Origin of the sequence: Streptomyces sp. NPDC057697 (assembly GCF_042799335.1) — a bacterium.
In the GTDB taxonomy this organism is placed as follows: domain Bacteria; phylum Actinomycetota; class Actinomycetes; order Streptomycetales; family Streptomycetaceae; genus Streptomyces.
The window spans coordinates 452,720-472,931 of sequence record NZ_JBHVJA010000002.1 but is presented as its reverse complement, the minus strand read 5'-3'; the positions used below and the strand labels follow the sequence as shown (position 1 = coordinate 472,931).

Genomic DNA, 20,212 nt, shown 5'->3' with positions numbered 1-20,212 from the left:
GGGCGGGGCGGCCGGCGCCGGACGCGGGAGTCGTGCTCCGCAGGATCGTCCTCGCACACCTATGGGGGACCACACAGGTCTCCCCGGCCATGGCCTACCAGGAGGGTGAGTCTTCAATGGCGCGGCGAAGGCCGCCGCGCATTTTCCGTCATCGATCGTCGCGAATCGGTTGAGGAGAACGTCACCATCAGGCCTGCGGCGCCTCCACTGGGGCCTGACCAGCACCCTGATCAGACTCGACGAGGACCACTTGGAGCTGACCCGCGATCACGTCTTCGCCCTCCGCCCCCTCCACGAGCCGGCAGACGCTCTTCGGCGAGAACTCGATGCCCTGACGACCGCACGACGGGCCTTGCACACCAGACATCGATCCTCGCATCGAGTTCGTCACCATCGGCGCTCATGGCGGCACCCTGCGGCGTGATGCCTGGTCGGCGCTCAGGGGTTCAGCAAGTGCTCCGGCCTCAGTGGCACAAGCTGCAGCCCACGCCACTCGGCCCTCTGTCATCGCCGCTTCCCCCGTGATCACCGGTCCAACGGGGTGGAGGTGCGTCGGGGCAGGTGGGGCGGCTGCGAGTCGGCCAGTCGATTCATACCGGCATCGCGGCACGAGCGGAAGCGCTCGACGGCGGACGGGCAGGCCGGCGGAGGCGCGCGCCAGGTGGGACCGCACCCGGGGTCCGGTCGCGACACCGAACAACTTTGCGAGCATTTCACTTTGACAGCAAGAGGTTGATCGCTAGGGTGAAATCGATGTGCCCTGAAGGTGAACGCAGGCTTAACGCGCGGCAACCGGCACATCAAGAGCTTCGCTCAGCATTCGCTGTTGCTCCGGGGGGAAGTACTGCGTGGACATCACTCACGTCCTGTGCGGATTCAGCAAGGGACTGATTTCGGACATCGACGATCTGCTGCCGGCCCGGTCCGTGCTCGTGGTGGAGGATCCGTACGTCGCCGCCGCGCGTGACGTGCACCGAAGGGCCTTTCGTCATCGGTGTGTCGCCCAGGTCGTCCACGCGCCGGTCCAGGACGAGCGGGACCCCGCCGGACTGCTGCGCGCGCTCCCCCGGCCCGAGCACGTCCGCGCGGTCGTTCCGGCGACCGAGTACGGCGTGGTCGCGGCGGCAACGTTGTCGGAGGCCTGGGGGCTGCCGGGTGCGGGGAGGCGGGCCGCGGCGGTCCTGCGGGACAAGGTCGCGCTGCGGGCCCACGCGGACGCGGCCGGGCTGCCGCAGCCCGGCTGGCAGCAGGTGGGGAGCGCGCGGGAGGTACTCGCGTTCCGGTCCGGGCACGGGGGACGGTGTGTGCTGAAACCCGCCGATCTCCAGGCCAGTCTGGGGGTCCGGCTGCTCGATGCCGACGACGACGTGGCGCTCGCCTGGAAGACGACGACGACGGCCGGCGAACCGAAGATGCGGGCGCCCCGCACGGCCCCCGGCCGGTTCCTGGTCGAGGAGCGGCTGTCCGGGCCGGAGGTCAGCGTCGAGTGCCTGGTCGACCGCGGTGAGCCGCTGTTCGTGAACGTCACCGAGAAGCTGCTGCATCCGGGGCCGTCGCCGGTGGAGCTCGGCCATGTCGTGCCCGCGTCGCTCCCTTCGGAGGTGACCGGTGAACTGGCCCGTCTGATGCGGGTGCTGATCGATTCGACCGGATTCGGCTCCGGTGTGCTGCACGCCGAATGGATCCTGGTCGACGGGGTGCGGCCGCATCTCGTCGAATGCGCGGGCAGGCTGCCGGGCGACAGCATCGATCTGCTGATCGACCTCGCCTACGGCGGCCGCATCGTGGCCGATCTGCTGTCCGTACTGAGAACCGGCGAGCGGCCCGAACGCGGCCCCGCGCCCAGGGGTGCGGCCATCCGGTTCCTGTCCGCACGGCCGGGTGTGGTGCGCGGTGTCACGGGGCTGGCGGAGAGCCGGGCCGCAGACGGCGTGCACGAGGTCGAACTCACCGCGGAGGCGGGCTCGTCGGTCCAGGAGCTGACGAGTTCCTGGGACCGCGTCGGCCATGTGCTGGCCACCGGTGAGAACGGCGCGCGGGCCGCTCGGAACGCGGCCGCGGCGGCCGGGCTGATCGACATCCGTACCTCATGATCGGGCGGCTTCTGCGGAGTTACGTCCCCGAGTCGTCGGCGGGCCGCGCGTTCGCCCTGGTCGCGCTGTTCGACTCCGTCGGCACCGGGTTCTATCTGGCCGGGTCCGCTATCTTCTTCATCCGTGTGGTCGGGCTGAGCGACGCGCAGGTGGGTCTCGGCCTGGCCGTGACCGGTCTGACCGCCTTCCTGGCGACCGTGCCGCTGGGGGTGCTCGCCGACCGGTGGGGTGCCAAGCGGATGCTGATCGCGTATCAGCTGTGGCGCGCCCTCTGGTTCACGGCGCTCGCCTTCGCGCACGGGCCGGTCGCCTTCTTCGTGGTGTCGGCGCTGTTGGGTCTGGTCGAGCGCGCGGTCTCACCGGCCAGCCAGGCGGTCGTGTCGGTCGCCGTACCGAGCAAGGACCGCACCCGTGCCATGGCCACCATGCGCTCGGTCCGCAACATCGGCTTCTCCCTCGGCGCGCTGCTCACCGCTCCGCTGATGGCCGACGGTTCCGCCCTGGCGTACCGGACGGTCATCCTCGTCGACGCCGCGTCGTTCGTCTGCGCCGCGCTGCTGCTCGTCCGGCTGAAGGTGCCGACGACGCCGCCGCCCGTGCGCCGGGGCGGGCTGAGCTTTCTGCACGGGTTCACCGACCGGCGCTACCTCGGGCTCAGCGCGGTGAACTGCGTTCTCGCGGTGCACATGTCCGTCCTGGCCGTGGCGCTTCCGCTGTGGGCGGTCCGGGAGACGGACGCGCCGACGGCTCTGGTGCCGGTCCTGGTGGTGCTGAACACCGTGCTGGCGGTGGTCTTCCAGGTGCCGCTGGCCAAGGGCGCCGAACGGCCGGGCGGCGGCCTTCGCGCGATGCGTCTGGCCGGTCTCGCGCTGATCGCCGCCTGCGCGGCCTTCGCCGTCGCCGCGGCCCCACTGGGCACGCTCTTCGCCTGCGTCACGCTGGTGGTCGCGACACTGCTGCTGACCGCCGGGGAGCTGTGGCAGTCGGTCGGCGCCTGGGAGCTGTCGTACGCCTACGCCCCGGAGCAGCGCAAGGCCGAATACCTCTCGATCTTCGCGCTCGGCAACAGCGTCCAGGACGTGCTGGGCCCGCCGCTGATCACCGTCGTCGTCCTCGGCTGGGGCGGGGCCGGGTGGGCCACACTCGCCGCGCTGCTGCTCTGCGCGGTCCTCGTACTGCCGCTGCCCGTCGCCCGACTCGACCGACGCCTCGCCACCGCAGAAGGAGCACGGACATCCACATCCTGATCATGCAACGGCCCCATTCGACCGCGGAGTACGACCACTGGATCCGGGAAGCCGCGCCCGGGACCCGGATCACCGTCCTCACCTCGGCCGACAGCGAACGCCGGGCCGAGGACCTCGCGCCGGGCGTCCGCCGGGTGACGGTGGACGACTACGAGGCGCGGACCACGGACGCCGCGTTGTTCCGGCTGTGCGAGGCCGACCGGCCCGACCGGATCTTCGTGAACTCGGAGGACGACGTACTGCGCGCCGCCGAGGCCCGGAGCCTCTTCGGGATTCCCGGTACGGACTCGTCCCTGGCGCTGCGGTTCCGGGACAAGGTCGCCATGAAGCAGCTGTTCGACGGGCTGCCCGTGCCTGCGGTGCCCTACCGCGAGGTGCGCTGCTCCGCGGATCTGCGCGCGGCTCAGGACGAACTCGGCACCGTCGTCGTCAAACCCCGCGACGGCGCGGGATCCGCCGGGGTGCGGGTCCTGCCCGACACGCGGGCGGTCCGGCAGGCGTGTCTCGACGACCCCGGTCTGCTCACCGCCCTGCACGGCGGCGCCCTGATGGCCGAGCAGTACATCGAGAGCACGGTCCACCACGTGGACGTGCTCGTCGACGGCGGCTCGGTGCTCCTGGTCTCCCCCTCGCGCTACCTCAGCCCGCCGCACCGGTTCCGCACGCACAATCTGGGCTCGGTCATGCTCGACGCGGACTCGCCCCGCGCGAAGCTGCTCGTCGACACCGCCGAGCGCTTCGTCGCCGGGCTCCCCGAGGGCCACGGGGTGCACGTGCTGCACATGGAGTTCCTGGAGGACCGCTCGGGCGCCTTCCACGCGGGCGAGGTGGCCTGCCGGACCGGCGGGGCACTGATCAAGAACGCCGTACGGCACACCTACGGGATCGATCTGTCCCGGGCCGCCTGTCTGCTGGCCGCGGGCCTGTGGACACCGCGGGAGCCGGGCACCGGCGCGGCCCGCACCGGCTGGCTGCTGTGGACCGGCGGCCCGGAGCCGGTCGCCCCGGCGGTCCGGCCGGACTGGCTGGTCGGCTTCTCCGCCGCGGACGAGGCCGACCGGCGGCGCGACCCCGTCGACGCGGTGGACGGCAGGGCCCACGTCCTGGTGGAAGGCGCCGACGAGGAACAGGTCGAGGAGCGGCTGCACGCCCTCTGCCGGCGCGGCTGACCGCCCGGCGCGCCCGCCCGTCCCCTCACACATCACAAGATCGGCACTACAGGAAAGAGATCCCCATGCTCTCCGGCGAACTGGAAGTCCACGACGTTGTCGGCATCGGTTTCGGCCCCTCGAACCTGGCCGTGGCCATCGCCCTGGAGGAGTGTGATCAGCCGCTCGACGCGGTGTTCCTCGACCGGAAACCGGGGTTCGCCTGGCATCCGGGCCTCATGTTCCCCGGGGCGGAGATGCAGGTGTCCTTCACCAAGGACCTCATCACCATGCGCAATCCGCGCAGCCGCTACACCTTTCTGAACTACCTCGCCGAGCAGGACCGGGACCGGCTGGGCAAGTTCATCAACCTGCGTACCTTCTATCCGACCCGCGTGGAGTTCAACGACTACTACGCCTGGGCGGCCGCGCAGTTCGACAAGCAGGTCCGGTGGAACACCGAGGTCCTCGGCGTCGGTGCCGTACCGGCCGAGGACGGCGGCACGGAGCTGCTGCGGGTGTCCGTGCGCGACCGGAGCACCGGGGAGACCCGCTCGCTGCTCACCCGCAATCTGCTGATCGCCCCCGGCGGCACCCCGTACGTCCCCGCCGGGGCGGAGCTCGGTGAGCGGGTGTTCCACGCCTCCGAGACCCGGGAGCGCCTGGCCCTCTCGTTCGAGGACCGCTCCGCGCCCCACCACTTCAACATCGTCGGCTCCGGGCAGACCTCGGCCGATGTGTTCATGCATCTGCGCCGGACCTATCCCCACGCGCGGATCACCACGAACATCCGCGGTTTCGCCATGCGCCCCGAGGACGACACCCACTTCGTCAACGAACTGTTCCTGCCCGGCTTCCCGGACTGGTTCTACCGTCAGGACAGCGGATTCCGGCAGAAGATAATCGACGACTACGGTCTGGCCGCCCACACCGGTGTGAGCTACGACGTCCTGCCGCAGCTCTACCGCGAGTACTACGAGGACCAGGTCGCCGGGGACGGCTCGCTCGCCCTGCACCGGTTCACCGAGCTGGTCGGGGCCCGCTCGGAGGCCGACCGCGCGGTGGCCGGCTACCGCCACCTCGACACCGGCGCGACCAGCGAGGTCGAGTCCGACGCCGTCGTCCTGGCCACCGGGTACCGCTACCCGATGCCGATCCCCGCGCTCGCCGAGGTCGACGCGCATCTACGCATGGAGACCCCGGAGCGGTACGCGATCCGGCGCGACTACGCCATCGAGTCCGTCGACGGCTTCAAGCCCCGGGTCTTCCTCCAGGGTTACGCGGAGGCCACGCACGGCTTCAGCGAGGTGCTGCTCTCCCTGATGCCCATGCGGGCCGCCGAAATCGTCCAGTCCATCGCCGAGAACGAGTCCGTCGCGTCTCGTTAGGAGCACCGAAACATGAGCATCCCGACCACGACGGACACCGGACTGCACGGTGTCACCCGGACCGTGTCCGAGGAGGAACGCGCCACGGTCCAGGCGGTGTTCGAGCGGCACGGCACTCCCCTGCCGGAGGGCGCGGTGACCGTGGTGTTCGCCTATCCCGGCCACGGAGTGGGCGAACGACACAGTCGGCTCTCCGGCTGCACCAGCCAGATGCTGCTGCTGTCGAACGCCTCGGCCGGGCTGTCCCGGCTGGGCATCACCGTGGCCGCGGCGAGCACCGAACCGCCGGAGAACCACGCCCATCTGGGTGAACTGAGCCGGTCCGTCGCCCGGTTCACCGAGGACGACGCCGCGGCTCTCCCGCACACCGACCTCCCGGAGGGCCGGTACCTGCTGCGCTGGACCATGGTGCTCGGCGGACCGCGTGACGGTCTCCTGGTCACCGGCATCACCGACAGCGTGGCCCACACCCGGGCGGTCATCGATCTCCTCACCGCCGACCGGCTGCGCGACTGGGCCGGGGCCGCCGGGGCCGACCCCGCCTCCGCGTCGGCCGGGGTGACGGCGGCGTACGCGAACGGCGCCGACTCACGGGGCATCGTGGCCTTCGAGGCGGGCACCCCGCTGGTGGCCAAGGTGGGCCCCCGCGCGGTGATCGACGCGGAGACCGCCTTCGTCTCCGAGGTCAACACCCTGCTCACGGCCCGGGGGGCGGCCCCGCTGTTCCCCGTACTGCACGGCGTGCACCACGAGGGCGAGCAGGCGACGTCCCTGATGGAGCGGGTCGAACCGCTCACCCTGGACCACGTGGTCTTCGGCGACCCGGCGAAATTCGCCCTCGCCGAGGACGCCGTGGAGACGCTCGAACCACATCTGCGGCTCCTGGGCGATCTCTACGCGGCGACGACGGAACAGCGGCGGCCCACCGTCTCCGACTACCTCCTGCGCGAACGCTTCCACTCCGTGCGGGACCACGAGGGCTTCGTCGGCACGTTCCGGTCGTTCTTCCCCGGCTGGGATCCGGAGGCGGTGCTCGGTGCGGACGTGCTCCTTCCGACCGGCGCCCGGCTGCCGGGCTACACGGAGCTGACGCACTGGCTGGACGGGGCCGCGCCCTCGCTGCTGCCCGGCTCCGGCTGTCTCGTCCACGGCGATGTGCATCTGAAGAACATGCTGCGGCGCACGGACGGTTCGCCGGTGTTCGTCGACCCGCGTACGGTCTGGGACGGCCGGGACCGGCCGGACATCGGCTTCGGTGACCCCAGCTACGACTTCGCCACCCTGCTGCACAGCGCGCTGCCGATGAGCGGTCTGCTCCAGGCCGTCGCCGACGGCACCTGTGAGGCCCTGCTGCCGGAGCCGCCCCCGGTGCCGGACGGTGTGCTCGACCTCTCCGGGCTGACGACGCCCTTCACCGTGGACGGGAACCTGAAGCGGCTGGAGGACCGGCTGGTCGCCGGCCTCGGCCCGGACGACGCACCACCGGTGCTCCGCGCCAGGCTGTACATCGGCGCGGCGAACGCCCTGGCCGGCTGGCTGAAGTACGAGCGGGCGCTCGCCACCCCGCGCGCCTGGCTGGCCGTCTACGCCTACGTCCTGTGGTACCTCGACCGCGCGCGGACGGAGCTGCGATGAGCCGGTACCGGGGGCCGGAACGGCCGAACAGAAGGAGTGGGACATGCCCGCGCACGTACTGATGGTCAACTCCGGCAAGGCGGAGGCGGTCGACCGGCTGCGGGCCGTGGCGCCGGACGCCGAGATCGACGTCATCACCGAGAGCGCGTACGCCCGGATGTACGCGCCCGATGTCCGGCTGCACTTCGTCGACGACATCGCCGACCTGACCGCCGTCCGCCGGGTGGCGCTGGACCTCCTGGCCCGGCAGCCGATCGACCATGTGGTGGCGCCCTCGGAACGCAGCCTGCCCGCCGGAGGGTATCTGCGGTCGTTCCTGGGGCTGGGTGGGATCGGCTTCGAGACGGCCAACCGCTTCTCCCACAAGGGGGTGATGAAGTCCGCGCTGACCGCGGCGGGGCTGCCGGTCGCCCCGTACCGGGTGATCGGATCGCTGGCCCAGGCCCCCGCGGCGGCGGCCGGGCTCGGCTGGCCGGTGGTGCTCAAGCCCGCCCTCGGGACCGGCTCGATGAACACCTTCGCCGTCTCCTCGGAGCGGGAGCTGGCCGCGCTGATCGACTCGCCCGCCGCGGACGGTCTGCGCCGTGCGGCGTGCCCGCTGCTGGTCGAGAAGTTCGTCGAGATGGAGGGCGAGTACCACTGCGACGGGGTGGTCTCGGACGGCACGGTCGAATTCGCCGCCGTACAGCGCTACTTCATGCCCCTGCTGGGCCGCACGGACGACTTCACCGGCTCGTACCTGCTCCCCGACGAGGACCCGGACGCCGCGGCCGTGCGCGAACTGCACCGGGCCACGGTGGAGGCCCTGGGGCTGGAGGGCGGTGTGACGCACATGGAGCTGTTCAGGACCGGGAACGGGTTCGTGATCGGTGAGATCTCCTGCCGCCCGGCCGGAGGCGGCATCGTCGACTCGGTGCGGATGAAGTACGGCGTCGACCTGTGGCGGGTCTTCATGGACACCTCCCTCGGCCGCCCGGCCGGTGTGCGCGGGCCGGTGGCACCGCTGCGGGAGGGGACCATCGCCAACTGCGACCTCCCGGTCCGTCCGGGCCGGGTCGTGCGCGTCTCCACCCGGGAGGAGCTGGCGGCGCTGCCGGATGTGATCGAGGCACGGATGTCCACCCGGGCGGGCGATGTCATCAGCCCCCGGCTGCACTCGGCCTCGACCACCGGCCTGGTGTTCCTCGCCACGGCGGAACCCTCGCTGGTGGCGAAGCGCGTCGAGGACCTGGCCCGGGTCTACGTCCTGGAGGTCGAGCCGGTGTAGGGCCTTCCGTTCGGGCCGGGCCCCGCTCCCTGGTCCGGCGTGAACCGGACGAGCGGCCCTAAGGCCTGAGGGCCCTCCGCCGCGCCGTGTCCGGCCGGTCGCGCTCGCGGCCGGCCGGAGCGCGGTCCAGGGCGGCCGCGAGCGCGGCCACCGTCGGCGCGGCGAACAGCTCCCGGACGGCCGGGCGCACGCCCAGTACCGCACCGATCCGGCTCGCCAGCCGGACCGCCGCCGCCGAGTTCCCGCCCAGGGCGAAGAAGTCCTCGTCGGTGCCGACCGACTCCACCCCCAGCACCTGCGCGAACATCCCGGCCAGCAGTTCCTCGACCGGTGTCCGGGGCCCGCGCGCGGCCCCGCCCGAGGGCTTTCCCGGGGACGGCAGCGCCTCCCGGTCGAGCTTGCCGTTCACGGTCGTCGGCAGCGCGTCCAGCACCACGAACGCGGACGGCACCATGTAGTCCGGCAGCCGCGTCCCCAGCGCCCGGCGCAGCCGCGCGGGCAGACCGGCCGGGGTGCCGGTCCCGGAAGCGCCGTCCGCCGCCGGTACCACGTAGGCCACCAGCCGGGCGTTGCCCCGGCGGTCCTTCCGGGCCAGCACCACGGCCTCCGCCACGTCCGGCTGGTCCAGCAGCACGGTCTCGATCTCACCGGCCTCTATGCGGAAGCCCCGCACCTTCAGCTGGCTGTCCGCGCGTCCGGCGTAGACGAGTTCGCCCGCCGTGTTCCAGCGCACCAGATCGCCGGTGCGGTACATCCGCTCCCCCGGCTCCCCGAAAGGGTCGGCGACGAAGCGCCCGGCCGTGAGGGCCGGACGTCCCAGATAGCCGCGCGCCAGCTGCGCCCCGGCCAGGTACAGCTCACCGGTCGCGCCCGGGGGGACCACGCGCAACGCGTCGTCCAGTACATAGACCCGGCTGTTCGCCATCGGCCGCCCGATGGGCGGGGCGGTGTCCCCGGCCGGGGGCAGGCACCGCATGAGGGTGACCCCGACGGTGGCCTCGGTGGGGCCGTAGGCGTTCCAGAACTGCCGCTCCGGCCCCGCCCACGCGTCGACCAGCCGCCCCGCCGGGGCCTCGCCGCCGACGGACACCAGGCGCAGCTCCGGCAGCCCGTCCGGATCCAGCATCGGCAGCAGTGCGGGCGGGAGTTCGGCGACGGTGACGGACTCCTCGCGCATCAGCCGCTGGAGCAGTCTCGGATCGGTGCGCTGTTCATCGTCGGCCAGCACCAGCGTGGCGCCGGAGGTCAGCGCGGAGAAGATTTCGAGGACCGACACGTCGAACGTGACCGCGGCGAAGCCGAGCAGACGGGTCCCGCCGTCGATGCCGTAGGCCTCGTTGTTGGCCGCGACGAAGTTCACGACCGCCCGGTGCTCGACGACGGTGCCCTTCGGGGGGCCCGTGGTGCCGGAGGTGTAGATGACGTATGCGGGGTGCTCGGGCCGCGGGGGGCGGCCGAGGTCGGCCGCGGTGAGGGGGGCGCCGGAGAGGTGGTCGAGGCCGGTGTCGGTGAGGTGCACCGGTGCGGTGGCGGGGTGCACCGGTGCGGTGGTGAGGGGTTCCGCGCGGTCGGTGAGGATCGCGGCCGGGCGGCCGTCGCGGAGCAGGTGTTCCGTGCGCGCCGGTGGATGGGTGAGGTCGAGCGGCAGATAGGCGGCGCCCGCCTTGAGCGTGGCGAGGAGGGCGATGACGAGCCGTTCGGAGCGTGGCAGGGCTATCGCGACCCGGTCCTCCGGCCCGATGCCCTGCGCGATCAGACGGCGGGCGAGCCGGTTCGACTCGGCGTCGACATGGGAGTAGCTGTACTCCCGGCCGCCGAAGACGACCGCGGGGTGGTGGGGGGTACGGGCGGCCTGCCGGGCGAAGAGGTCCGGCAGGACCGTGTCGGGCAGCCCGCGCCGGGTGGCGTTGCGTTCCCGCAGCAGCATCTCCCGGTCCGCGGCCGATACGACGTCGGTGCGGCTCACCGGGGTCGAGGGGTCGGCGGTGACCGCCCTCAGCACCTGGAGCAGCCCGTGGACCAGGCGCCGCGCGGTGGCGGGGTCGAACAGGTCGGTGGCGTAGCACAGCTCGCCGGCCAGCCCGCCGCCCTGGTCGGCGGTGGGCTCCGTGAAGGTGAAGCGCAGGTCGAAGGCGGCCGTGCCGGGCCGGGGGCACTCCAGTGTCACGTCCAGCCCCGGCAGCCGCGGGGCGGGCGCGGGGGGCCGCGCCAGTTCGAACATGACCTGGAAGAGCGGGTGGTGGTTGGTGGAACGGGGCGGGTTGAGCGCGGTGACCACCGCGTCGAAGGGGATGTCCCGGTGGGCGTGGGCGGCCCGGCCGGATTCCCCGACGCGCTCCAGCACCTGGCGGAAGGTGGGGTCGGCGGACAGGTCGGTGCGCAGCACCAGGATGTTGCCGAAGTGGCCGACGACGTCCGGGGTGTCGTCGGCGCGGTCGGTGACCGGGGTGCCCAGCGGGATGTCGTCGCCCGCGCCGAAGCCCCGCAGGGTCACCGCCAGGGCCGCCTGCACCACCATGAGCACGGTGGTCCGGCTGTCGGCCGCCAGCGCGATGACGGCCCGGTGCAGCGGGGCGTCGACGTGGAAGGGGAGCACGGCGCCCCGGCCGGGGGCGTGGGCCGGGCGGGGCCGGTCGCGCGGCAGGGCCAGTTCGGCGGGGAGGCCCGTGAGCGCCCGGCGCCAGAACCGGGTCTGCCGGCTCAGCACGCTGTCGGGGTCGTCGGCCTGGCCCAGGAGGTCCCGCTCCCGCCGGGCCCGGTCCCCGTGACGGTCCGGCAGCGGTGGCCAGTCCGGTGCCCGCCCGGCGCGGCGCGCCGCATAGGCCCGTGCCAGGTCCCGGGTCAGCGGTGCGACGGACCCGGCGTCGCCCGCGACCAGGTGCACCACGATCACCAGGACCGACGCGGTGGGCGAGACCGTTCCCAGGACCATCCGTACGGGCAGGTCCACCGTGATGTCGAAGCCCCGTCGCACGATGGCGTCGATCCAGGTGGTGACGTCGGCGGGCACGGCTTCCTCGGTCACCGCGGACCGGGCAGCCTGCCCCGCCGGCACCACGGCCGGTACCGGTTCGCCGTCGTGCTCGGCGAACACCGTCCGCAGCGCGGGGTGGCGTGCCAGGACGTCCTGGCACGCGGCGCGCAGGGCCGCGCGGTCCACCACGCCCGAGAGCCGCAGCACCACCGGCACCGCGCAGTCCGCCGAACGTCCCTGCCAGGCGTTGAGGAACCACAGCCGTCGCTGGGCGGACGTCAGCGGGACGGCGTCCGCCGGACGCACCGGCTCCGTTTCCCGTCCGTCCGGTCCGGGTGTCCGTGCGCGGCCGTCACGGTGGAGAGATTCCACGATCCGCTGATTCCCGTTGATGGCGAGATCCCGCCCGTCCATGGAGGTCCTGGGCGCTCCGTACCGACCCGGGGCGCGTGGGGCAACGGCCGGTTGCCAGGCACAAGTCGCCTGTGCGGCAAGGGGTTTCCCCGTGATCCACAACCGCTGCTCAGACAGGAGGCTATCGGCCACGCACAGGAGGCACCATCCCCGCGGCCGTGACGGCGATCACAGCTTCTGACCGGCCACCGGACCGCTTCGGGCATCCCCGTACGTCCGTGTCGCCCGGTTCCTGGTCTGCTAGCGTTGCCTCTTCACCCGCCTGACTTCTTTTCACTTGCCTGACTTCTTTCGCAAAGGCCTTCAAGGGACTCGCGTTTGATACAGAACGATCGCTGGACGACTGTCACACCGTGGTTCTTCTCGGACGAGCCGACCGCCATGGAGTCCATCCGGCAGTCCCTCTCCGAGGACGGTCCGCACCGCGCCTGGGCGAACTTCTCCTTCCTCGCGGACTCCGGTCATCTGCACAGCGTGGACCTGCTGGTGGCCGGTCCCGGCGGTGTGCATCTGCTCGAAGTCGACGTATCGCAGGGCCGGTTGCGCAACGAGGACGGCATCTGGCTGCGTACCCGCAGCGGCAACACCAAGGCGTCGGACAGCACCCGCGATGTCGCCGAGGTCAAGGCCCGGCACCTCACGGCGGCGCTGCGCCGGGCCGCGGCCGGCCGTTTCCTGGCCGTTCCCGAGGTGCGCGGGTCGGCGTACCTGAGTGATCCGCGGTCGTCCGTCGACCTCACCGGGCCTGCCGCGCGGGGTGTGTTCGGACCCGACGAACCGGCCAACCCCTCGCTGCCCCGGCTGGCCAGGGATCTCCTGGAGCAGCCCGCGGGCGACCGCGCGGAACGGCCGGGCCGGCGCTTCCTGCGGGCCCTGCCCGGACTGCTGGAGCGGATCGGGATGCATCCGGTCGAGCACTGGCCCCGCGTCGGCACCTGGCAGCTGACCCCGAAGCCCGTCGCGCTGACCGACCGCTGGCAGGACTTCGTGGCCTGGAGCACGGTCTGGGACAAGGCCCCGTGCCGGGTACGCGTCTACGCCCCCGGCGCGTCCCGCACCAGGACCGACGAGGCGGTGCTGCGCGAGTATCTGCTGCTGCGCGAGCTCGACCACCCGGGCATCGTCACCGTGGACACCCTGGAGCACCATCCCCCCGGGCCGGTGCTGATGTTCCACGTGGAGAAGAAGCAGCTGCTCCGCCTCGACCACATCCTGTCCCTCTACCGTTCCCTCTTCACCCCCGAGGTCCGGGCCGACATGATCCGGCAGATCGGTGCGGGGCTCGCCCACGCGCACGACCGGCAGATCGCCCACTGCGCGCTGAGCACGCGCGCGGTGATGGGCATCCCCCGGCCCGCCCAGGGCGAGTCGGTGAACGACGGCTGGCGCGATCCGGGTCTCCAGATCACCGACTGGCACCACGCCGCCGTCGCGGCCGCCGCCACCGAAGACGCCCCGGCGCCCGCCTCGGTGACCCGGGACCTGCGGGGTCTGGTGGCCGTCGCGCGGGAGATCTGCGCCGGGGCGGCTCCGGCGGACGGGTTCGCCGGGCTGCCCGAACACCTCGCCGCGGAGCAGGAGTTCGCCCGGATCCGCCCCGCCGAGCAGGTCCGCCGGCTCACTCACCGGCTGGCCGAGGACGCCCTCTCCCCCGCCGCCGGTCCGGCGGTGCCGGTCACCCGCTGATCGCCGCGTGCACGAGCCCGGCGACCCGCGGGTCCCCGAGCAGTTCGTCGTGCGGGGTGGTCAGCCGTGACGGGTGGTCGGCGCACCAGGCGGGCAGCGGGTGGTCCGCGGAGGCGATCACGGTGGCGTGCTCGACGCGGCCGGTCCGGCGCGCGGCGGCGACCAGATAGCCCAGGTAGTCGGCGAAGCGCGCGCAGAGCATCGCCCGCAGGTGCTCGGGCATACCGGCCCGTGTCGTGGCGTGTTCCACGACGCGCCGCTGCTCGTCCCGCAGCCGCTCGGCGACCGCCGGCAGGTCGTCCGTGTCCGCCACGGCCTCGCAGACGGCGGTGACCTCGGCGAGCATCCGCTCGTCCAGATGCGCCCGGAACGTCTCGGTGGCGGCGACGAACTCCGCCCGCAGCAGTGCCCCGCCCACCTCCGTGGGGTCGATCGTGACCAGGGCGGGCGGGCCGTCCGGGCCGGTGCAGGCCCGCCGCAGCCCGTCGGCGAACGCGGCCCCGGCGCAGAACGTCACGATGGCCCGTACCGGGCGCTCCGGTTCCGGCAGCGCGGCCGCCCACTTCTCCACGTACCGGTCCGGGTCCGCATCGGCCCGCAGGTCCGTGCCGATGCCGGGCGGCACGGTCAGGTGGACGCCCTCCTCGCCCGGCAGGTTCGCGGCGAGCCGGGCGAAGCCCTGCTGGTTGGCCCGGGGGCCGAAGTCGACCGCGAGCACGGTGCCCGCCGCGCCCTCCGGCCCGCGCAGACAGCGCCACAGTTGCTTGCTCATCAGCACCCCTCCTCGCCCGCCACGGCCCGGCGCAGCGCGTGGTGGTCCACCTTGCCACTGAGGTTGAGCGGCAGCTCCGGCAGCCAGGTACAGCGTTCCGGCACGGCGTAGTCCGGTACCAGACGGGCCACTTCATGGCGCGGGTCGGTGCCCGGGGCGGCGTCCCCGGTGAGGACGGCGTGCAGGTGGACGCCCTCGCCGGGGCGCACCACATCGAGCACCACGGCCTCGGTCACGCCCGGACAGCGCCGCAGCGCCGTCTCCACCTCGCCGAGCTCGATGCGCTGTCCGCGCACCTTCACCTGGCGGTCCAGCCGGCCCTGGTGGACCAGTACGCCGTGCTCCCGTGTCACCCGGTCGCCCGGGCGGTACCACTGATCGGCCGGGACCTCGCCGCGCGTCGGTCCGAGGGGCACCCCGTCGGGGCCCATGAAGCGGCCGATGTTGTGTTCGGCGGTGAGATAGCCGCCGAAGCGCTGTGCTCCGCGTACGCACAGCTCGCCGTCGTCCGCCGGGCGGCCGTTCGCGTCCAGCAGGACGGACTCCAGATGCGGGAAGGGCGTACCGATCGGCACGGTGCCGTTGCTGGTCACGGGCCAGTCCCCGGGATCGGCGGGCAGGCGGTGGTCGGCGCAGAGCACGGTCAGTTCGGTGGGGCCGAACGCGTTGGCGATCACACTGCGCGGCGCGGCCTGTGCCCAGATCCTGGCCTGGTCCAGGGTGAGTTGTTCGCCCATGAACACGCTCCACCGCAGGTCGGGCAGGCATCCCGGGGGCAGCGCCCGGTACCGCCGCGCGAGCGTGATCACCGAGGGCACCGAGAACCAGTGGGTCAGCTCACGGCGGCGGGCGTACGTGGCGGGGATCAGCAGTTCGCGCTTCTCCGGCACCACCAGGGTGCCGCCCGCCCCCCAGGTGGCGAAGAGATCCAGGACGGAGGGGTCGAAGGTGAAGCCGAAGGTCTGCGAGACCCGGCTGCCGGGGCCCAGCTCGTAGCGGTCGATCGCGCAGCCGAGGAAGGCCGACACATTGGCGTGGGTGATCGGCACCCCCTTCGGTTCGCCGGTCGATCCCGAGGTGAACAGGATGTAGGCGGGGCGCTCGGCGCGGTCCGGTGCCGGTGCCGCGGCGGGCGGCCCCTGGATCAGTTCCTCCAGCGACCGGACCGGTACGGTCCACGGCTCCTCGCCGTCGGCGGGGCGCAGGGCCCCGGCCGACGGGCGGTCGGCCAGCACCAGCCCGGCGCCCGCCCGTTCCAGGACCGAGCGGTTCCGGGCCACGGGCGAGCGGGGGCTGACGGGGACCACGGTGCGGCCCAGCCGGAGCACGGCAAGGTAGCCGACGTAGCCGAGGAGCGTGCCGCCGGTGCACAGCCCGACCGTGGCGGTGTCGTGCCGGGCCAGGCCGGCCGCCGTCCGCTCGACCAGTCCGGCCAGTTCCGCGTAGGTGAGCCGCTGTTCGGCGGTGTCGAGCGCGACCGCGTCGGGCGTGCGCGCCGCGGTCGCGCCGAACCAGTCGTAGAGCGGGCGGGCACCGGTCATCCGGGTCACGGCCGATCGACCGAGGCCGGCCAGGACCGCTCTTCCCCTATGCGGGAGACCAGCGGGATGTCACGGATGTCGTCGTGCCGCAGCGCCCAGAGGAGGAACCGCTCCAGGCCGAGCCCGAAACCGGAGGTGACCATCGGGGTCTCGTCCTTCATCCGCGCGTACCAGGCGTACTCGTGCTCGGGCACCTTGTGCAGCGTGAGACCGGCGCGCACCTGGTCGCCCGTGGTGTGGCGGTGCCCGGCCCCGACGACCTCACCGATGCCGAAGTAGAGGTCCGCGTTCTCCGCCACCCGTTCGTTCCCGTTCTCGAACGCCTGGTAGAAGGGGACGCTGAGGTGGTCGAAGTGGGTCACCCAGACGAACTCCCCGACCAGTTCCATGAGTCGGCGCTCGGCGGCCCGGCTCAGCGACCGGGCGCCGTCGGCGGAGGTGATGACGCCCTCGCCGTCGAGCAGCCGGACCGCCTCGTCGAAGCGCAGGCGCTCGAAGGGCTGGTCGCCGACGGCCACCCGCTCCAGATGGCCGACGTCGCCGAGCACGGCGCGCAGGGTCTCGTCGTGCTCGGTGAGCACGGCGGTGGCCATGGCCCGTATGTAGCCGTTGACGTAGTCGACGAGGTCGTCCAGGTCGCCGGGGATCTCGGCCTCGCTGTGGACGAACTGTCCGAGGTGCGTCGCGTCGGGCTCGTCGCCGCGGAAACAGGGCAGGATGTTGTGACAGCCCTGCGGCGAGACCCGGCAGCCGTACTCCAGCATGAACTGCATCGAGTCGGCCAGATAGGTCTCGACGCCGTTGACCTGGACCGGCACCGGTACCGAGTCGCTGCCGAGGCCGGTGGGACAGGTGACGGTCCGGGTGGTGATGGGGAAGTGCAGGGCCCGTACCGCGCGGCTGTGCGCGTAGGTGTACGTGGCGCGCACGGCGGTGTCCTGGAGGCCGGCGACGAGCCGTGCCCAGGGGGAGCCCAGCGAGCGGTGGAAGCCTCCGTCGGCGTCCGCCCAGAGCCGGGGGACGTTCAGCGGGGCGGCTGCCGCGATTTCAGCGGTCTTCATTGGGGTCGTCCTTCAGGCGCGAGTGGGCGAGGGGCTGATGTTGTGGTTGCCGCGGAACACATTGGTGGGATCGACCCGCGCCTTGAGTGCGGCCAGCCTGGCGTAGCGGTGGGCGCCGTAGACGTCCGCCGCGCTGCGGCCGCTGCGCTGGGTGTAGTTGACGTAGCTGCCCTCGGACCGCCACGGCCCGAGGTCCCGGATCAGTCCGCCGGCCCAGCCGCGGCCGTGGTCGTCCTCGGCGGGGTCGTCCCAGGCAGCGGAGGCGGAGCAGATGAACGAGGCGTCCCGTGAGGGGAAGGCGGTGGCGTCGTCGTCGACACGTGCCACCGCGCCCCGGAAGTAGCCGAGGTCGATGGTCGAGTAGGTGGTCAGGCCGTCGACCGCGTACCGGACGAGTACGTCGACGGCGTCGGACGGCAGGTCGGCGAGATAGCCGGAGGTGGTGTAGTACCGGCGCCCCGCGGGCTCGCTCCCGTCGCCCATGGACTGGAGGTCGGCGAAGGGGATGATCCGGTCGATCGAACCGGCGGGCGGGCAGTCGGCGAAGAGGTCGGCGGCGGCCTCCGGGCCGCCCTCGGCGCCGAGCCACACGGTGGTGAAGGCCAGCACCGGCTCGCCGTGCAGGTGCTCGGGTATCCAGTCGGCCGCGGGCGCCCGTTTGAAGGCCCCGACCAGCTGGAGGTCGTCCGGCTGCGAGGGCATGGCGTCCCGGTAGGCCCGCAGGGCGTCGGCGGCCTGCTCGATCGGGTACACCGCGGAGCGGATCCAGACGTCGTCCACCGGCCGCAGGCGCAGGGTGAACCGGGTGACGACGCCGAAGTTGCCGCCGCCGCCGCGCAGTCCCCAGAAGAGTTCCGGATGGTTCTCCGCGGAGGCCCGCACGATGCTGCCATCGGCCAGGACGACCTCGGCGGCGATCAGATGGTCGCAGGTCAGCCCCCACTTGCGGGCCAGCCAGCCATATCCGCCGCCGAGCGCCAGGCCGCCGAGCCCGGTCTCGGAGACCACGCCGACGGGGCAGGCCAGTCTGTGCGGCAGGGTGGCGCCGTCGAGGTCCGCGAGCAGCGCCCCGCCGCCCGCGACCGCCGTCCGCCCCGCCGGGTCGACGTCGACGTGCCGCATCGGGCCGAGGTCGACGAGCAGGGCGTCGTCGGCCAGGGCGAGACCGGCGACGTTGTGGCCGCCGCCGCGCACCGTCACCGCGAGCCCTTCGGCGGTGGCGTACCGCAGCGCGGCGGCCACATCGCTCGCGTCGGAGCAGGGGACGATGACGGCGGGCCGCCGGTCGATCATTCCGTTCCACACCCGGCGGGCCTCGTCGTAGCCCGGATCGCCGGGCCACAGGGCAACGCGCAGGGCCTCTTCGGCCGTCCTGCTCATGTGGTCGTTCCTCCGGTCTCTGCGCTGGGCTCGCCGGGGTCTCCGGCCAGTTGGTCGAGCCATGGGTCGGCGCCCAGGCCATCGGCTTCGAACAGCCGCGCCACCCGGGTCGCCACGGTGTGTACGAGAGGGCCCGCCGCGTCCGCGTCCTCGGCCGTGATCAGCACCTTGACGGCGTGGAACGCGGTGTCGGCGCGCGGGGCCCCGTGCTGGGCGACCTCGTCCACCCGCACCACGCCGGGCAGTTCCCGTACCCGGGTCCGGGTGACGGCCGAGCGGACCGGTCCGGACCGCTCAGGGAAGGGCACGTACAGGCTGACCAGCACATCGGGCCGGGTCGGGGCGGAGACCTCGGGGCGGCGGCCCAGGGCCAGGTCGAACGCGGCCGGGACCAGGCCGGAGCCGCCCATCATGCCGATCATCCCGGCCACTTCGCCGCCGAGCCGGCCGTTGACCTCGATGACCTCCACCCCGTCCCGCGACACCCGCAGTTCGGTGTGGCTCACCCGGTCCCGTACGGTCAGCGCGTCCAGTGCCGCGGAGGTGGTGGCGAGCACCGCCTCGTGCACATGCGGCGGGAGCTGCGCGGGCAGTACGTCGCCGGTCTCGCGGACCGCGTGACGGCAGGGACCGTCGCCGCCGGCCACCGCGAGCGGGGTCTTGTCGAAGACCGCCAGATGCGTGTGCTCGCCGCGGTGGGTGACCGTCTCCACCGACACGTAGTCGGCCAGCCAGCGGCGGCCGGACGGATGCGCGGCCCGCTCAATCATCTGTTCGAGCACCAGTCCGGACCAGTTCTCCCGGCGGCCGGGCTCGGCCTCCAGATCGGCGGGTCCGGTCAGGAAGCTGAGGTCCGTGCTGGCGGTGCCGCGGCGGGGTTTGAGAACCGCGGGCAGCCCGACCTCGGCAGCAGCCGCCACCAGCCCCTCCGGCGAGTCGACCGGCGCCGAACGCACCGTGGAGACGCCCGCCGCGTTCAGCAGGCGCCGCTGCACCAGCTTGTCCCACGGCTGGTCGACCTCGGTGGCACCGGGCAGACCCAGGTCGCGCACCGCGGCGTCGTACGTCTCCAGCTCCGCGTCGTGGAAGGTCACCAGGCCGTCCAGGCCGAGACCGGCCAGTTCGCCCGGGATGTCGTCGCCGAGCACCTCGACGGTGGCCAGCGCCCGCCCGAGGCGGATCATGTCCGGTTCGGCCGCGGCGACTTCGCGGCGCACGAGGAGCACGACCTCGCACCGGTCGCGCCCCGCGAGCACCAGGTCCCGCAGGTTCGCCGCCGCGTGCGGCGCGTGCAGCACGCCGAGCCGGGGCAGGGCGCCGCTCACCCGGTCGTCCCCTCGGCGGTCGCGAGCCGTTCCGCGCAGGCCTCCGTCAGGGCACCCAGGGTGCCGTCGATGAACGCGACCTCGACCGGGAACAGAATGCCGAGCCGCTGCTCCACCCGGTCGATCATCGTGGCGATCAGCAGCGAGTTCCCGCCCGCCAGGAAGAAGTCGTCCTCCGGCGAGGGGTCCGTGACGTCGAGTGCCCGGCACCATTCCTCGGTGACGACGGCCGTTGCCCGGTCGACAACAGTCCTACCGACCGGTATGTCCTTGTCCCGCAT

General features: G+C 72.8%; 14 protein-coding genes. 7 read left to right on the top strand and 7 right to left on the bottom strand.

Features of this window, described 5'->3' with window-relative positions; genetic code table 11:
* Positions 1-848 precede the first annotated feature (848 nt).
* The 6 genes from ACFVFH_RS07160 (at position 849) to ACFVFH_RS07135 (ending at position 8,778) form a co-directional block, all read left to right on the top strand.
* Complete coding sequence (locus ACFVFH_RS07160) at positions 849-2,093, top strand: ATP-grasp domain-containing protein (RefSeq protein ID WP_383764559.1); 1,245 nt, start codon at positions 849-851, stop codon at positions 2,091-2,093.
* Positions 2,090-3,340 (top strand): MFS transporter, encoded by a 1,251-nt coding sequence (locus tag ACFVFH_RS07155; RefSeq protein WP_383764556.1) that lies wholly within the window; start codon positions 2,090-2,092, stop codon positions 3,338-3,340. The genes ACFVFH_RS07160 and ACFVFH_RS07155 overlap by 4 nt, the downstream gene beginning before the upstream one ends.
* Before the next feature lie 2 nt (positions 3,341-3,342).
* The gene (locus ACFVFH_RS07150) at positions 3,343-4,509 is read left to right on the top strand and encodes an acetyl-CoA carboxylase biotin carboxylase subunit family protein (protein ID WP_383764553.1); all 1,167 of its coding nucleotides are present in this window, start codon (positions 3,343-3,345) and stop codon (positions 4,507-4,509) included.
* A 65-nt stretch (positions 4,510-4,574) separates the two neighbouring features.
* The gene (locus ACFVFH_RS07145) at positions 4,575-5,876 is read left to right on the top strand and encodes a lysine N(6)-hydroxylase/L-ornithine N(5)-oxygenase family protein (protein WP_383764551.1); all 1,302 of its coding nucleotides are present in this window, start codon (positions 4,575-4,577) and stop codon (positions 5,874-5,876) included.
* Positions 5,877-5,888: 12 nt separating this feature from the next.
* Complete coding sequence (locus tag ACFVFH_RS07140) at positions 5,889-7,511, top strand: phosphotransferase (RefSeq protein WP_383764548.1); 1,623 nt, start codon at positions 5,889-5,891, stop codon at positions 7,509-7,511.
* A 43-nt stretch (positions 7,512-7,554) separates the two neighbouring features.
* Positions 7,555-8,778 carry an ATP-grasp domain-containing protein gene (locus ACFVFH_RS07135; protein ID WP_383764545.1) on the top strand — a complete coding sequence of 408 codons (1,224 nt, stop codon included), beginning with the start codon at positions 7,555-7,557 and terminating at the stop codon, positions 8,776-8,778.
* Positions 8,779-8,836: 58 nt separating this feature from the next.
* Here the strand turns inward: ACFVFH_RS07135 and ACFVFH_RS07130 are convergent, their stop codons facing one another.
* The gene (locus tag ACFVFH_RS07130) at positions 8,837-12,058 is read right to left on the bottom strand and encodes an amino acid adenylation domain-containing protein (protein WP_383764542.1); all 3,222 of its coding nucleotides are present in this window, start codon (positions 12,056-12,058) and stop codon (positions 8,837-8,839) included.
* Positions 12,059-12,484: 426 nt separating this feature from the next.
* On the opposite strand from ACFVFH_RS07130, the gene ACFVFH_RS07125 reads away from it, so the two are divergent.
* Positions 12,485-13,852, top strand: coding sequence for a hypothetical protein (locus ACFVFH_RS07125; RefSeq protein WP_383764540.1), 1,368 nt, complete (start codon positions 12,485-12,487; stop codon positions 13,850-13,852).
* Here ACFVFH_RS07125 and ACFVFH_RS07120 read toward each other — a convergent pair.
* Genes ACFVFH_RS07120 through ACFVFH_RS07095 form a run of 6 tightly spaced genes read right to left on the bottom strand, consistent with a single transcriptional unit; the run spans position 13,842 to position 20,212 of the window.
* The gene (locus tag ACFVFH_RS07120) at positions 13,842-14,624 is read right to left on the bottom strand and encodes a hypothetical protein (RefSeq protein WP_383764538.1); all 783 of its coding nucleotides are present in this window, start codon (positions 14,622-14,624) and stop codon (positions 13,842-13,844) included. The two genes, ACFVFH_RS07125 and ACFVFH_RS07120, sit on opposite strands and share 11 nt — an antisense overlap.
* On the bottom strand, positions 14,624-16,165 hold the full coding sequence (locus ACFVFH_RS07115) for an AMP-binding protein (protein WP_383764535.1): 1,542 nt from the start codon (positions 16,163-16,165) through the stop codon (positions 14,624-14,626). The genes ACFVFH_RS07120 and ACFVFH_RS07115 overlap by 1 nt, the downstream gene beginning before the upstream one ends.
* 5 nt (positions 16,166-16,170) lie before the next feature.
* Positions 16,171-17,226 (bottom strand): amino acid--tRNA ligase-related protein, encoded by a 1,056-nt coding sequence (locus tag ACFVFH_RS07110; protein WP_383764532.1) that lies wholly within the window; start codon positions 17,224-17,226, stop codon positions 16,171-16,173.
* 12 nt (positions 17,227-17,238) lie between these two features.
* On the bottom strand, positions 17,239-18,606 hold the full coding sequence (locus ACFVFH_RS07105) for an FAD-binding oxidoreductase (protein WP_383764529.1): 1,368 nt from the start codon (positions 18,604-18,606) through the stop codon (positions 17,239-17,241).
* Entirely contained in the window at positions 18,603-19,931 is a 1,329-nt protein-coding gene (locus ACFVFH_RS07100) for an acetyl-CoA carboxylase biotin carboxylase subunit family protein (protein WP_383764526.1), read from the bottom strand. The genes ACFVFH_RS07105 and ACFVFH_RS07100 overlap by 4 nt, the downstream gene beginning before the upstream one ends.
* The gene (locus ACFVFH_RS07095; protein WP_383764523.1) at positions 19,928-20,212 is read right to left on the bottom strand and encodes an acyl carrier protein; all 285 of its coding nucleotides are present in this window, start codon (positions 20,210-20,212) and stop codon (positions 19,928-19,930) included. Before ACFVFH_RS07095 ends, ACFVFH_RS07100 begins: the two co-directional genes overlap by 4 nt.

What these genes read in the sequence shown, in the direction of transcription:
- ACFVFH_RS07135 (WP_383764545.1), top strand. Translation starts at nt 7,555, where the DNA reads ATGCCCGCGCACGTACTGATGGTCAACTCCGGCAAGGCGGAGGCGGTC.
- ACFVFH_RS07105 (WP_383764529.1), bottom strand. Translation starts at nt 18,606, where the DNA reads ATGAGCAGGACGGCCGAAGAGGCCCTGCGCGTTGCCCTGTGGCCCGGC.
- ACFVFH_RS07120 (WP_383764538.1), bottom strand. Translation starts at nt 14,624, where the DNA reads ATGAGCAAGCAACTGTGGCGCTGTCTGCGCGGGCCGGAGGGCGCGGCG.
- ACFVFH_RS07155 (WP_383764556.1), top strand. Translation starts at nt 2,090, where the DNA reads ATGATCGGGCGGCTTCTGCGGAGTTACGTCCCCGAGTCGTCGGCGGGC.
- ACFVFH_RS07140 (WP_383764548.1), top strand. Translation starts at nt 5,889, where the DNA reads ATGAGCATCCCGACCACGACGGACACCGGACTGCACGGTGTCACCCGG.
- ACFVFH_RS07115 (WP_383764535.1), bottom strand. Translation starts at nt 16,165, where the DNA reads ATGACCGGTGCCCGCCCGCTCTACGACTGGTTCGGCGCGACCGCGGCG.
- ACFVFH_RS07145 (WP_383764551.1), top strand. Translation starts at nt 4,575, where the DNA reads ATGCTCTCCGGCGAACTGGAAGTCCACGACGTTGTCGGCATCGGTTTC.
- ACFVFH_RS07110 (WP_383764532.1), bottom strand. Translation starts at nt 17,226, where the DNA reads ATGAAGACCGCTGAAATCGCGGCAGCCGCCCCGCTGAACGTCCCCCGG.
- ACFVFH_RS07095 (WP_383764523.1), bottom strand. Translation starts at nt 20,212, where the DNA reads ATGCGGGACAAGGACATACCGGTCGGTAGGACTGTTGTCGACCGGGCA.
- ACFVFH_RS07150 (WP_383764553.1), top strand. Translation starts at nt 3,343, where the DNA reads ATGCAACGGCCCCATTCGACCGCGGAGTACGACCACTGGATCCGGGAA.